Annotated in this window: 13 protein-coding genes and 2 pseudogenes; 4 read left to right on the forward strand and 11 right to left on the reverse strand. The window is 63.7% G+C overall.

All coding sequences use genetic code 11. From position 1 onward, the window contains the following. Positions 1 to 66 precede the first annotated feature (66 nt). From YO9_RS0111930 to YO9_RS18395, 4 genes and pseudogenes are all read right to left on the reverse strand, one after another. Positions 67 to 663: pseudogene (locus tag YO9_RS0111930) on the reverse strand (DNA-3-methyladenine glycosylase I). Next, positions 647 to 1,210: a GNAT family N-acetyltransferase gene (locus YO9_RS0111935; protein WP_223286489.1), complete on the reverse strand. Its 564-nt coding sequence runs from the start codon at positions 1,208 to 1,210 to the stop codon at positions 647 to 649. Before YO9_RS0111935 ends, YO9_RS0111930 begins: the two are co-directional and overlap by 17 nt. Next, positions 1,155 to 1,814, reverse strand: a complete 660-nt coding sequence (locus tag YO9_RS0111940) for a hypothetical protein (protein ID WP_016997708.1) — start codon at positions 1,812 to 1,814, stop codon at positions 1,155 to 1,157. The genes YO9_RS0111935 and YO9_RS0111940 overlap by 56 nt, the downstream gene beginning before the upstream one ends. Positions 1,815 to 1,971: 157 nt before the next feature. Beyond that, positions 1,972 to 2,142, reverse strand: a complete 171-nt coding sequence (locus YO9_RS18395; RefSeq protein ID WP_223286490.1) for a hypothetical protein — start codon at positions 2,140 to 2,142, stop codon at positions 1,972 to 1,974. An 89-nt stretch (positions 2,143 to 2,231) separates the two neighbouring features. On the opposite strand from YO9_RS18395, the gene YO9_RS21700 reads away from it, so the two are divergent. Then, positions 2,232 to 2,561, forward strand: a complete 330-nt coding sequence (locus tag YO9_RS21700) for a type II toxin-antitoxin system PemK/MazF family toxin (RefSeq protein WP_223286500.1) — start codon at positions 2,232 to 2,234, stop codon at positions 2,559 to 2,561. 187 nt (positions 2,562 to 2,748) lie between these two features. Beyond that, positions 2,749 to 3,324, forward strand: a complete 576-nt coding sequence (locus tag YO9_RS0111950; RefSeq protein WP_223286491.1) for an HAD family hydrolase — start codon at positions 2,749 to 2,751, stop codon at positions 3,322 to 3,324. 3 nt (positions 3,325 to 3,327) lie between these two features. Here the strand turns inward: YO9_RS0111950 and YO9_RS0111955 are convergent, their stop codons facing one another. The 3 genes and pseudogenes from YO9_RS0111955 to YO9_RS0111965 all read right to left on the reverse strand — a co-directional run bounded on the left by YO9_RS0111955 (position 3,328) and on the right by YO9_RS0111965 (position 7,031). After that, a complete protein-coding gene (locus YO9_RS0111955; protein ID WP_223286492.1) occupies positions 3,328 to 5,061 on the reverse strand; it encodes a DEAD/DEAH box helicase in 1,734 nt (577 codons plus the stop codon). Positions 5,062 to 5,317: 256 nt separating this feature from the next. Further along, positions 5,318 to 6,069, reverse strand: a pseudogene (locus YO9_RS0111960) (SDR family NAD(P)-dependent oxidoreductase). A gap of 185 nt (positions 6,070 to 6,254) precedes the next feature. Next, a complete protein-coding gene (locus YO9_RS0111965) occupies positions 6,255 to 7,031 on the reverse strand; it encodes a type 1 glutamine amidotransferase domain-containing protein (RefSeq protein ID WP_016997712.1) in 777 nt (258 codons plus the stop codon). Between the two features lie 207 nt (positions 7,032 to 7,238). Between YO9_RS0111965 and YO9_RS0111970 the strand changes: the two genes are divergently transcribed. Together YO9_RS0111970 and YO9_RS0111975 are read left to right on the forward strand one after the other, a co-directional pair. Next, positions 7,239 to 7,634 (forward strand): hypothetical protein, encoded by a 396-nt coding sequence (locus YO9_RS0111970; RefSeq protein ID WP_016997713.1) that lies wholly within the window; start codon positions 7,239 to 7,241, stop codon positions 7,632 to 7,634. 196 nt (positions 7,635 to 7,830) lie between these two features. Beyond that, complete coding sequence (locus YO9_RS0111975) at positions 7,831 to 9,270, forward strand: alanine/glycine:cation symporter family protein (RefSeq protein ID WP_016997714.1); 1,440 nt, start codon at positions 7,831 to 7,833, stop codon at positions 9,268 to 9,270. A gap of 203 nt (positions 9,271 to 9,473) precedes the next feature. Here the strand turns inward: YO9_RS0111975 and YO9_RS0111985 are convergent, their stop codons facing one another. From YO9_RS0111985 to YO9_RS0111995, 4 genes are all read right to left on the reverse strand, one after another. Continuing rightward, positions 9,474 to 10,208, reverse strand: coding sequence for a D-hexose-6-phosphate mutarotase (locus tag YO9_RS0111985; protein WP_223286493.1), 735 nt, complete (start codon positions 10,206 to 10,208; stop codon positions 9,474 to 9,476). After that, positions 10,115 to 10,321 (reverse strand): hypothetical protein, encoded by a 207-nt coding sequence (locus tag YO9_RS18405; protein ID WP_223286502.1) that lies wholly within the window; start codon positions 10,319 to 10,321, stop codon positions 10,115 to 10,117. Before YO9_RS18405 ends, YO9_RS0111985 begins: the two co-directional genes overlap by 94 nt. A 217-nt stretch (positions 10,322 to 10,538) precedes the next feature. Beyond that, positions 10,539 to 11,984 carry an alanine/glycine:cation symporter family protein gene (locus tag YO9_RS0111990; protein WP_016997718.1) on the reverse strand — a complete coding sequence of 482 codons (1,446 nt, stop codon included), beginning with the start codon at positions 11,982 to 11,984 and terminating at the stop codon, positions 10,539 to 10,541. A 276-nt stretch (positions 11,985 to 12,260) separates the two neighbouring features. Beyond that, positions 12,261 to 13,154, reverse strand: a complete 894-nt coding sequence (locus tag YO9_RS0111995; protein WP_262925680.1) for an MFS transporter — start codon at positions 13,152 to 13,154, stop codon at positions 12,261 to 12,263. Between the last annotated feature and the right edge of the window lie 75 nt (positions 13,155 to 13,229).

The raw sequence follows: 13,229 nt of genomic DNA on the forward strand, positions 1-13,229 counted from the left end.
CGATGGGGCGCGGAACCGCACCCTCCGTTCCACCGTAGCGATCGGACACGAACGCTTCCTTAAATGTCAGGCCCACACCCCGGAGCTCCCCCGCCGGTGACTACCCATCAGGTGGGTGTTCACCATGCCGATCGCTTCCATCAGGGCGAACATGGTGGTGGGTCCCACGAACGAGAACCCACGTTTCTTGAGTTCCTTGGACAGGGCTTTGGACTCCTCGGACACGGTCGGGACCTGCTCGAACGTCTCTGGTCGCGGGGTGTCGGCGGGTTTGAACGACCAGACCAGGTCCACCAGTCCCCCGTCCTCGCGCAGGGCACCGTGGCTTGGCGTTATTGATGGCTGCGACGATCTTCTGTCGGTTCCGGATGATGCGGGCGTCTACCAAGAGCCTGGCCACGTCAGTTTCACCGAAGGTCGCCACCGCGTCCGGGTCGAAGTCCTTGAACACTTCCCGGAAGGCCGGTCGCTTCGCCAGGACCGTGCGCCACGACAGCCCGGCTTGGAACCCCTCGAGCGTCACCCGTTCGAACATCCCGGTCTCGTCCGTCACGGGCATCCCCCACTCGGTGTCGTAGTAGTCGCGCAGTAACGGGTCCTTGGCGGCCCACACGGGCGCGCCAGGCCGTCCTCGCCGATGACCAGATCAGGATTCATTGCCATTCGACTGCCCCTTCCGCGCCGTCGGTGCCGTGATCTCGAAAAGCTCGCAGGCGGCGTCGTAATAGGCGTCGCTCAGGCGCAGGTGCGTCATGCCCAGCCGTAGGCACACCGCTTGCGATGGCTTGTTGGCCGGATTAGTCACGGCCACCACGCGCTCGAGACCGGCCGCAAAGGCGTGTTCCAGGACCACCCGAGCCGCTTCGGTGGCGTAACCGTGGCCCCAATGATCGGGGTGGAAATGCCAACCGATTTCGATGTCCCGTTCCGCCTTGGTGCCGCTGTCCGGAATGGGCTTGAGCAGCAGGGACCCCGTCACCGTTCCGTCTTCGAGGCACACCGCCCACAGCCCTTGCACCGGTTCGTCCAGGTAGCGCTCGTTCCATGCCGCGATCTTGGTCCGCGCCGCCTCCGGGGTCCGCACGCGCTGCTCACCGTCGCCCAGGTAACGCTGCACGTCCGCTCGTGAATAGAGGTCCTGGACGAACGCCGCGTCAGCCAGCGAATAGGGCCGCAATAACAACCGCTGCGTCTCCAGGGGATGCGTCACAACCGGTTCGATTCCGACGACGCCGCTGCGCCACCTTCGTGCCTCGGCTCGCCATGGGCATCCTGGGCCTCCATGCGATCGAGTAGCTCGTCCTCACTGAGCGGTTCGCCGCGCAAGGCTCGGCGGGTATTGCGGAGGTCGGTGAGCGCCAGCAGCACCAGGCGACCGCCATGGCCATGGAGATCACGCCGAAGGTGTTGGCGAACCCATACGAGATCCCCGACATGTTCGGACCGGTCAGGGCTGTGAATACTGATTCCATTCCGTCCGATGTGGAGTCCGGGAGGAAGAATCCGAACAGCGCCGTGACAATCCATGAACCCATGGCGGTCAGACTTGCACGCAGACTCACCGACTCCGATGGATAGAACTTCGCATCTCTGGCGAACAGCACCGCGGCCGCGGTGTGCAGCGCCATCAGGGGAACGCCCAGACCGAATGCGTAGACCCACACGAGCGATCCCAGGGCACCCACCGTGATGCGCCCGAACACCACCCACATCACCAACACGATGGCCGCAACGATCATGGTCATCGGTAAGGCGCGCCGCCCTGCGGAACCAGATCGGTGCAATTCGCCGGGATGCGTGTCGTAGGGGGTCATGTCTTCATCGTAAGTGCCCCAGCAGCCACGAACGCGACCTCCCTACCCAGACAGCAAGGTGATTTGCGGTCCCACTGCTCTTGAGTGATTCAATTCATGATGCAAGGATTGATGCATGTCATCCACGCAGAAGACCCGGCGCCTTTCCCTTCCCCTCTCAGATCGGGACGAAGCAGATCTTGAGGCTCTCAGACGAGCGCCCGAGGTACTTGAGACCCTCCCCGGAAATGTCTCTGAAAAGTCCTCCGATGCGGCCCTTCTTCATGCGGTTGTTGAAATGGGCTTCCAGCGAATTCGCGAGTTCCATATGGACCTTCAGTACGCCCACATCGCAGTGGAAATCCAAGACTCCCGGGATAGTCGACGCAAGCGGGCTACCCAACGGCCTCGCGGCACAGCGGGCCCCCAATGACCCGGATGCTCCGGGGGCAAGTTTGGGAAGCAACACTGGATCAGAGCGTGGGCTCGAAAATGTGGGTCGTGGTCTCTCACAATCCTCGAAATAGAAACTTCGACACCGCGCTTGCGGTTCGCGTGACCACGACCAATCGGCACGCGAACCTTCCGACGGTTATCGCACTCCCCGCGGGCGAGAGCATTCACGGATGGGTCGTCTGCGATTCCTTGACGGAACTCTGGGATGAAGATCTGAATCAAGCTGAGCCGACAGGGGCACTGAGCCCCCGAACCATGAATCTCATCGCACCCGGACTGATGGCAGCCCTCGGGCTGCCCCCAAGCAGCTGAGCATCCCAGCGCTCACCTCACGAAGATCAGCAGTCACCCTATCTTCGCGCCGGTCATGCCCATTTTGGTGTCAGTTCTGGCCAGTACAGTGACACCATGACCGCTACTTCATTCCCTCGCGCAGTACTGTTCGACCACGACGGAACCTGGTGGACACCGAACCTTGTGGGCCCAGGGTAAGGAGCAGTTGGCGGCAACTCACGGTGGGGAATGGACCCAGGCGGACACCGACGCAACCCTGGGCAAGCCCATCGCCAAAACGGTCGAACGACTCAGCGAACTGGGCGTGCCCGGTGACCTGGATCAGGTGTTCCAGGAGTTCTACGAGGTACTCGGAAAGATCCTCGAAGAGAACCCTCCCGGTTTCATCGCGGGAGTCGAACCGCTACTGAGGGATCTCGCGGACGCCGGGATCCCCGCGGCGATCGTCACCAACGCGACCACGGACGTCGCCAAGTACACGGCCTCCATCGCGCCGGACAACCTCTTTCAGGTGATTATCGGCGATCAAGAGGTCGCTGCGGGTGTGAAGCCCAAGCCGGACCCGGATGCCTACCTGCAGGCAGCCAAGCGCCTGGGTGTGGACCCGCAGGACTGCGTGGTCATCGAGGATTCCCCGTCGGGCGCTCAAGCCGGTGTTGCCGCGGGCATCATCACCGTGGCGGTCCCGGGCGAGCAGGAGATCCCGGCCCAGCCCGGCGTGGTGCACGTACCCAATCACTCCGAGCTCACCCTGGACTTCCTACGCATGCTCAAGCCGTGACGTTCATGCGCTGAGCAGCTGAACAGCACTTTCAGACAACAGAAAGCAGGGGGGCCAGTTTCGATTCGAACTGCGCCCTGCTTGATCAGTACCCGGGTTTAGCGCGCCCTGGTCCTGGCGATTCGCCCGACGACGACGCTGGGCCGCGGCGGTTGCGCGGTCAGGAGTCTGGCCGGCCGAGTGCGAACGCTGGCCGGAGCCGCTGCGCTCACCGCGAGGCTTGTCACTGCGAGCGCCCGATGCCGAACCGGCACCCTGCGACTTACCGCCGAAGCGACGATTGCCGGAACCGGCGGCGTCGGAACGGGACACGTTGCTGCGAGCACCGCCCGAACGTGTGCCGCCGGAACGCTTGCCTTCGGTACGAGCAGCACCGTCGCGTGCGGAGCCGTCACGCTCGGTGCGGGACCTGCCAGCGCCGGAACGGCCACCGTTGCGACCGCCGGAACGAGCGCCGTCGTTACGGCCACCGGAACGACCACCCGAGCGCGGCTTGGAACCGCGACCGCCCTGGCCGCCACCGTTACCGGACTGGGGCGCGGGCTGGTAGGCAACGCGCTCGGCGCGCTCGCCCACCAGGTCCGCGACGATCTCGGAACCGGGAGACACAGCGTCAATGCGAGCGCGCACGCCGGCCTTCTGCATGAGCTTGTCCACGTCGCCGCGCTCTTCGGTCGTGGAAATGGTGATCACGGAACCGGAAGCGCCGGCGCGAGCCGTACGACCGGAACGGTGCAGGTAGGACTTGTGCTCGGCGGGCGGGTCGATGTGAACGACCAGCTCCACGTCGTCAACGTGCACGCCGCGGGCGGCCACGTCGGTAGCCACGAGCACGCGCACCTCACCGTTGGAGAACGCGGCCAGGTTACGGTCGCGAGCGTTCTGCGACAGGTTGCCCTGCAGATCCACTGCGGGGATACCCGACTGGTTGAGCTTCTTGGCCATCTTCTTGGCGCGGTACTTGGTGCGCGTGAACATCACGCGGCGACCGGTACCGGAGGCCAGGGTCTCGATGAGCGCCTGCTTGTCGTCGTTGTTCACGACCAGCACGTGGTGATCCATGGTGGTCACCGCGGCCTTGGCAACGTCCGCCGAGTGCAACACGGGGTTGCTCAGGAACTTCTTGACCAGGGTGTCCACGCCGTTGTCCAAGGTGGCGGAGAACAGCAGACGCTGGCTCCCCTTGGGGGTACGGGACAGGATGCGGGTGACCACGGGCAGGAAGCCCATGTCGGCCATGTGATCGGCCTCGTCAAGGACCGTCACGCGGATCTCGTCCAGGGTCAGGACGCCCTGCTTGAGCAGGTCATCCAGGCGGCCCGGGCAGGCCACCACGATGTCCACACCCTTGGCGAGCTCCTGCTCCTGACGCTTCTGGGACACGCCACCGAAGATCACGGTGGTGCTCAGTCCGGCAGCCTTGGCCAGCGGAGCCACGGTGCGGTCGATCTGGGTCGCCAGCTCACGAGTGGGAGCCAGCACCAGACCGGTGGGGCGGTTGGCGCGGCGAGGTGCCCGAGCGGCGTCGTCCACCATGCCCGCCAGGCGAGCCACGAGCGGAAGCGCGAAGGCCACGGTCTTGCCGGAGCCGGTGCGGCCGCGACCCAGGACGTCCCGGCCGGCCAGCGAATCGGGAAGGGTTTTTTCTTGAATGGGGAAGGCTTCGGTGATGCCGGTACGGGCAAGGTCAGCCGAAAGGACCTCGGGCACGCCGAGGTTTACAAAATTAGTAGACAAGGAAAGTCTTTCAGGTTGGTCCACGCGAAACGATTCCGCGCGCACGCGCCATAAGCCAAATCTGGGGCGCGAACTGCGCGCCTTGGACCGGCGCGCCAACCTCGTGAAATGCACGAGGGAACTTAGCCAGTGTACACACGTCACCTACTGACCGGTTAGGACGCATGCCACAGCTCCACTCAACTCTGACTGGGAACAAGCGTGCGGCCCGGGCCGTTTCCAGGCTCCGGGCCGCACGTGTCCACGAGGTGGCGGATCAGATGGCGGTGTAGCCGCCGTCCACCAGGTAGTAGCCGCCGGTCATGAAGGAAGCACCGTCCGACAGCAGGAACGTGGTCAGCTGCGCGACCTCTTCGGAGGTGCCCAGGCGACCCATCGGGTGCGCGTTGACCAGGGCTTCCTTGGCGCCGGCGGGGAGGTTCGCGAGCAACGGGGTCTCGATGTAGGCCGGGCCCACCGCGTTGATGCGGACACCGCGCTGGCCGTAGTCCACGGCGGTCTGCTTGGTCAGACCCACCACGCCGTGCTTGGCGGCGGTGTACGCGCTGTTGCCAACACCTGTGGCCACGGTCGAGTGGATGGAGCCGATGTTCACGATGGCTCCGCCACCGTGCTGCTCGATCACCGGAAGCTCAGCGGCCATACCGTAGGCCACGCCATTGAGGTCGATGGCCACGGTGCGGTCCCAGGCATCCATATCGGTTTCGCCCAGGGCCTCGACCTGACCGCCCACACCGGCGTTGTTCACGGCGTAGTGCAGGCCGCCGTAGGTCTGCACCGCAAAATCAACGGCCGCCTGCGCGTCCTCGCGCTTGGAGACGTCCTGGCGAATGCCGGCCGCGTCACCACCGGCGGCATGATGGCCTGGACCACGTTGTCGATGCCGGTCGAATCGATATCGGTCACCACGACCTTGGCGCCGCGCTTGGCCAGATCCTTGGCAATCGCCTCGCCGATTCCCGACGCCGCTCCGGTCACCAGTGCCACGCGTCCGCTGAATTCAGACATTTCCACTCCTTCTCTTGGGGATCATCTCGTCCCTTCAAGTCTTAGTGTTTTGGGCCACAAATGCCAGGGAATCCCCCGTGTTGCTGACCGGTCTCGCAGACAGCGGAAGCGGCCCGGGGTCTCCCGGGCCGCTTCCGCTGACGTTCGGGCTCGCACAGTGCGGTCACCTGCTGATCATCGAGATGTCAGTCCTCTTCTTCGGCTGCCTTCTCCGCGTCCTTCTCGGCACGCAGTTCCTCGGAGGCCTTTTCTTCCTCTGCCTTTTCCTCGAGCACGACCTCGGTGAGGAGCTTGGTCATTTCCTTGGCCACGCCAGCGGCGGACTGCGGGTTCTGCCCCGTGACCAGGTGGTCATCCACCTGCACGTTCTCCGCCCAGTTGTCGTCGACCTTGACCGTGGCGCCCTGCTCTTCGAGCTTGTCCTGGAGCAGATACGGAACCACCTTGGTCTTACCCACTTCTTCTTCCTCCGCGTTGGTGAATGCTGCCACCTTGCGCCCGGAGAGCAGGCCGATACCGTTGCTGAGCTCCACGTCCACCAGGCCGGAGGGGCCGTGGCAGACTGCGCCCACCACGCCGCCGCTGTCGTACACGGAGGCGATCAGCTTCTGCAGATCCTTGTTACCGGTGAAGTCCCACATGGTTCCGTGGCCACCCACCAGGAACACTGCGTGGTACTGGCTGGGGTCAACCACGGAAACCTTGGGGGTGTTGTACATGGAGGCCTTGACGGTCTCGTCAGTGGTGAATTCCACCTGAATGGGGTCTTCCTCATCCAGTCCGTCCTGCGGCGGCTGGCCACCCTCGATGGACGCGAAGTCCACGAAGTACCCGGCATCGCGGAACACCTTCCAGGGGTGTGCCGCCTCGCCCACGAAGTAGCCCGTGGCCTCTCCGGTGTCGCCCAGGGTGTCATGGCTGGTCAGTACCAACAGAACCTTTTTCATGGTGCCAATGTCCATGCGTGCTCCTTTCGGCCGGCGCGCGTACTGCGCGCGTGTGAACGAGTTCACCCTAGCGCGGTGATCAGTGTGCTTCCAGCGGCGTTCGCTGATGGCACCTTGTCGCGGCAACTGTTGACACATCACGCCCCATCGCTGTTAGCATGAAATCGACAATTCACGCGGGTCGTGTAGATCGCCCGTGCTTTCCACCGAAAGGGCATTGACGTGCGCATTTCCAACGCCATCCTCCGCGCCGTACCCGGCGCATTCCTCCTGCAGTCCGGCTACGGCAAGCTGAGCCTGGACAAAGAGTCCGCAGAGGGCCTCAAGCAGTTCGCCGCCACCGGCGTGCCCCAGTTCGCTGACTGGGATGCCGAGACCTTCGGCAAGTTCATCGCCGGTTCCGAGCTGGCCATCGGTGGCTTGCTGGTCACCCCCATCGTCTCCAAGCGCCTGGCCGGCGCAGCCCTGCTGGCATTCTCCGCAGGCCTGCTCTCCATGTACTTCCGCAACCCGGAGATGACCCAGGACGACGGCATCCGCCCGTCCGAGGCGGGCATGACGCTGTCCAAGGACGCCTTCATGGCAGCCATCGGCGCAGCTCTGGTGGTCCAGAAGTAAGTTCCTTTCCCCCTCGGGAAGTTCGACGACGCCGCAGCGAGACGCTGCGGCGTCGTCGCCGTTTAACACCACCTGCCTTAACGGTTCGGTCTTAAGCGGACTCGCCGCCGGATGAGCGGTAAGTCACAGGTGACTCGCTGGTACGTTAACGAACTAATCGTTGCCCTTCCCTCCTCAAGGAAAGCCCTCGTTCCCCATGGACACCTTGCAATCAGTTCTGGATGCCATCCGCGATGTGATTTGGGGGCCCTGGCTCCTGATTCCCCTGCTCCTCGGGGTGGGCATCTTCATGACCATCCGACTGCGCGGCATCCAATTCGTGCTCTTCGGTAAGGCCATGAGCCTGGGCTTCGGCCGACGCTCCAAGCAGAACGGCGAGAAGGGCGAGATCTCCTCGTTCGCGGCCATGTCCACTGCACTGGCCGCAACCGTGGGCACCGGCAACATCGTGGGTGTCGCGGCCGCAATCTTCATCGGTGGTCCGGGCGCACTGTTCTGGATGTGGATCACTGCTCTGTTCGGCATGGCGTCCAAGTACGCGGAGTGCTTCCTGGGCGTCCGGTTCCGCACGCGTGACTCTGCCGGTCAGCTCACCGGTGGACCGCAGGTCTACCTGGTGCGCGGCATTCCCAACAAATTTGGACGATTCCTGTCCCTGATGTTCGCGGTGTGCTGCGTGGTGGCGACCTTCGGCATCGGCAACATGACTCAGGGCAATGCGATCGCCAGCAACCTGGACCACACCTTCTCGGTCCCGCCCATCCTCACGGCCGTGGTGCTGGCCATCGCTACCGGCCTGGCCCTGTTGGGCGGCATCCGTTCGATCGCCAAGGTCACCACGCTCATGGTGCCGCTGATGATCGTTCTCTACATCGGTGCCGGCCTGTACATCATCGGTGTGAACTTCTCGGGAATTCCGGAGGCCTTCGGGTTGATTTTCACCGGTGCGTTCACCCCCATGGGTGCCACCGGCGGTTTCGTGGGATCTACGATCATGATGGCCATTCAGATGGGTGCTGCTCGCTCGCTGTTCTCCAACGAGTCCGGCATGGGCACCGCCTCGATCGCCGCATCCGTGGCCCAGACCAACCACCCCGTACGCCAGGGCCTGGTCTCCATGACCCAGACCTTCGTGGACACCCTGGTGGTCATCTCCATCACCGGTTTCGTCATCCTCACCACCGGCGTGTGGGATCAGGGTGACCCCGGCACGATGACCTCCATCGCCTTCTCCACCGGCCTGCCCGGTGAATGGGGCGGCATTGTGGTGACCATCTGCCTGGTGCTCCTGGGCTACTCGACCGTGCTCGGCTGGGCCTACTACGGCGAGCGCAACATGGAACGCCTGGCCGGTTATAAGGCCGCGGTCATCTACCGCGTGCTCTTCTCCATCGCTGCAGGTTTGGGCGCGCTGGCACCGTTGACGCTCGTGTGGTCCTTCTCGGACATCATGAACGGGCTCATGGCCATCCCCAACCTGATCGGATTGGTGATCCTGTCCGGCCTGGTGGTGCGTGAGACCCGGCTCTACCTCAAGCACGATCCGCACTTCACCGCGACCACCGAGGAGATCGACCGGTTCATGGGTGAGCACCCGGCGCCTTGGACGCTCAGATCGACCACACGGTCGACCTGAGCTCGGAGCAACCCGCGCTGTCCGAAACCGGGTCCATGCCGATCGTCAAGACGGACGACACGTCGAGTTCGCGCCACCGTCCGGACGCTACCTCGTCCACGAAGTAGCGACGCACTGAACCATCCAGGTAAAGAAACAGTGGCGGGTGCCCGGATTGCCCGGACACCCGCCACTTTCGTCTCCGCGTCTGCAGCGGTTCTGTTCTAGGCCCCGCGACTCACCGACAACCGCTGGGTCATGGTGTGGGATTCGCCCGCGTTCAGGCGGACGGCGTTGTCCAGCACGTTGGCCGTTTCCACGCACACCATGGTCTGCCATTCGTCATCCGCGAAGTCGGTCATGTCCTTGGACTTCTCGGTCCACGGGTTCCACACCACAGTATTGGCCGAGCCCTCCTTGGCCACGGTGATGGTGCGAGCCAGGGCCGGGTCCTTCACCTGAACGGTGTCCTCGGAATAGTAGACGCGGTCCGTCTCATCCGTGATCGCAATGGGCCCGGACTGCTCCTGTTCCTGCTGGGCGACCTTGTCGAAATACCGTGCGCCATCCAGGCCCTCGATGCTGATCCGCTGGGAATCACCCACGGACAAGTAGGTGTGCAGGGCTTCTTCGAATTCGAACGCGGTGGAGCCGGTGTTCGTGACGGTCAGGGACATGGTCAGGTCGGCACCGAAATCCACGGTGTACTCGGCACGGAACTCGTGCAGAAATTCGCCGCGCAGCCGGGGGTCGATGTCCTCGTGGGTGAGGACAAAGCACGCGGTAGAAGCGGCGTCGTCGTTGCTTATCCCATCTGCGACCTTCCACTCCGTGACGCGCGCGAAGCCGTGGGCGGGCTTCATGTCTACCGAGCGACCGGGGCCGAACCACGGGAAACAGATCGGTACGCCGCCGCGGATCGCATCCCCACGCTGTCCTTGGCCTGGGACGAAACCCACAGCACCGGGTCGAGTCCGGTGGGCGCCCAGGACATGACGTGCGCACCATAGGTGCGAACCGTCCCGGATCCGGACGGGCTGGAGAAGGTCAAGGGCGCAGGAAGTCGAGTCATGCATCCAGCTTAGGCACTGGCTAGCGCTGGATGCTCCCAGCAGATCGCGCAACTTTGCTCATCGACCGTCAAGCCCTTGAAGCCGGAATCGGCGCTTGCGGATACATAGCAACGACCCCCGGTTCGGAGACCGGGGGCCGTTGAGATGGCTGACGAAAGTCAGGCTACGTGATCAGTTCACAGAGCGATTTTCACTGCGCGAACCGAGCCTGCTCGATCAGCGATTGGTGTGTTCGTACGTGTCGATACCGCCCTCGTGGTCCTTCATGAAGCTGTCCACGTCGCTCCGGGTGGCCCGGAGCTTGGGGTCGTTGCGCAGGTAGTGCCTGGTCTCGCGGGCGATCAGACCGGACAGGATCAGCAGACCCAACAGGTTGGGCAGCGCCATCAGGCCGTTCATGACGTCCGAGAAGGACCACACGAGAGCCAACGGAACCGTGGCGCCGATGAACACGACGATCGAGAAGAACACGCGGTAGGGCATCACGGCGCGACGGCCGAAGAGACGCTCCATGCAACGCTCGCCGTAGTAGGCCCAACCCAGAATGGTCGAGTACGCGAAGAGCACCAGGCCCACGGTCACGATCAAGTGACCCCACACGCCGGGCAGACCGTGGGTGAAGGCCTCACCGGTCATGGTCGCGGCGCTGTCGCTGCCCTGATCCCACACACCGGTGGTCACGATGACCAGGCCGGTGCAGGTCACCACGATGATCGTGTCGATGAAGGTCTGGGTCATGGACACCAGGCCCTGACGCACCGGGTGGGTGGTCTGCGCTGCTGCAGCTGCGATGGCCGCGGAGCCCATGCCGGACTCATTGGAGAAGATGCCTCGAGCAACACCCATCTGGACGGCCAGGATGATGGCCGAACCTGCGAAGCCGCCCACGGCGGAGGTTCCGGTGAAGGCGTCACCGAAGATCAGACCGAAGGCTGCGGGAACCGCGTCCACGTTCACGATCAGGATGTAGAGCGCGCCCAGCACGTAGAAGATGATCATGATGGGAACCAAGCCGGCGGTGACTTTACCGATGGACTTGATGCCGCCCACCAGGACCAACAGGGTCAGTGCGGCCAGCACCAGGCCGGTGATCCAGACGGGCACGCCGAACGAGGACTCCACGTTCGCGGAGATCGAGTTGCCCTGGGTCATGTTGCCGATACCGAATGATGCGAGCACTGCCGCGATCGCGAAGAACAGCGACAGGAACGTACCGAAACCGTTGGGGATACCGCGCTTGAGGTAGTACTGCGGGCCACCCGAGATCTCACCGGCGGCGTCACGCGTACGGAATCGAACGCCCAGGAACGCCTCGGAGTACTTGGAGGCCATGCCCACCACGCCGGTGACCCACATCCAGAACAGTGCACCGGGACCACCGATGGCGATTGCCGTGGCAACACCCACAATGTTGCCCGTGCCCACGGTGGCCGCGAGCGCGGTGGTCAAAGCCTGGAACTGGGAGACGTCACCGCCCAGAGCATCCTTGTCCTTGCGCTCGAACAGTGCGAGCCGCAGCGCGGGGATCAATTTGAACAGTTGAATACCACCCAGACGGATGGTCAGATAAACACCGGTTCCCAACAGCAGGGGGATGAGGAACCAGGGTCCCCAGATGAAGGCGCCGGCAGCATCCAGGGCATTAGTGAGTGAATCAATCATGGAGAAGCCTCTGATCGTGAGGTGGGATCTGTGATACGTCACCAATTGTGAGCTGTATCTCGTTGGGTGGAATTGAACCACATTCAGGGCCAATCACCAGGGATCGGGCGTTTCCCGGGTGGTTGTGTCGACCTCGTAGCTTGCTTAGCGGGCGTTTCGGGACGACGACGCCGCTCGCGTGAGCGGCGTCGTCGTCTGTCGTGAATCTGGAGGTGCGTTACTTTCGGGCGGCGAGAACTGCGCCCAGCGCGACGAGTGCGCACGCGGCCATCGTGATCACCATGGGAACTGCGGAGTGGTCCCCGGCCAGGCCGGACAGGGGCGAGACGATGCCGCCCAAGATGAATTGGGACATGCCGACCACCGCGGAACCGGTGCCGGAGAGGCCGTGAGCGTGTGCGCGTTGCTGAGCCAGGCCACCGCGTTGCCGAAGATGAAGCCGATGCAGGACTGCATGAGGAACAGCAGGATCAGCGTGGGGATGCCCACGACGCCCAGCAGCACCAGGATCATGTTGAGGCACGCGGTCACGCTCATGCCCGTCACGCCCATGAGCAGGAGCGCGCGCGGTTCGTGGTTTTTGACGAGTTTGGTGTTGAGCGTGGCCGTGACGATCGCGCCGGCGGCGTTGACCGCGAAAATCACCGAGTATGCGAGCGCGCTGTAACCCATCACGTTCTGGATCACGAAGGAGGAGGCTGAGACGTAGGCGAACAACGAGCCGAAACCGAAGGCGAAGGCCATGGCGTACAGCGTGAACCGGCGGTCCTTCACGACCGTGATCGCGTTGCGCACGATGCGGCCCAGTCCACCTTGCGAGCGCCGTGCCCTGGGAAGCGTTTCCGGAATCACGAACACCGAGCACGCGAGCATCAACAGCCCGAAGCCCGTGAGCAACCAGAACACGGCCTGCCACTGGGCCACCGTGGCAATCACGCCGCCCAACAAGGGTGCGATCACCGGCGCAAGTGAGGTGATGAGCGCCAGGACGGAGTAGAGCTGCGCTGCCGTGCGGCCCGAGGTCATGTCCGACACCATGGCGCGCGCGATCACCACCCCGGCCGCACCGGCAATTCCTTGGATTCCGCGCAGGACCAGGACCATTTCAATGGACGTCGCGAAGGCGATGCCCACTGACGCCACCACGAACAACGCGTTGCCGGCAACCATGAGCTTGTGCCGACCGAGCACATCGGACAATGGGCCCAGTACGAACTGACCCAGGCGATGCCGATCATGTAGGTG

The sequence above is a fragment of the Kocuria atrinae C3-8 genome (genome assembly GCF_000286355.1).
In the GTDB taxonomy this organism is placed as follows: domain Bacteria; phylum Actinomycetota; class Actinomycetes; order Actinomycetales; family Micrococcaceae; genus Kocuria; species Kocuria atrinae_A.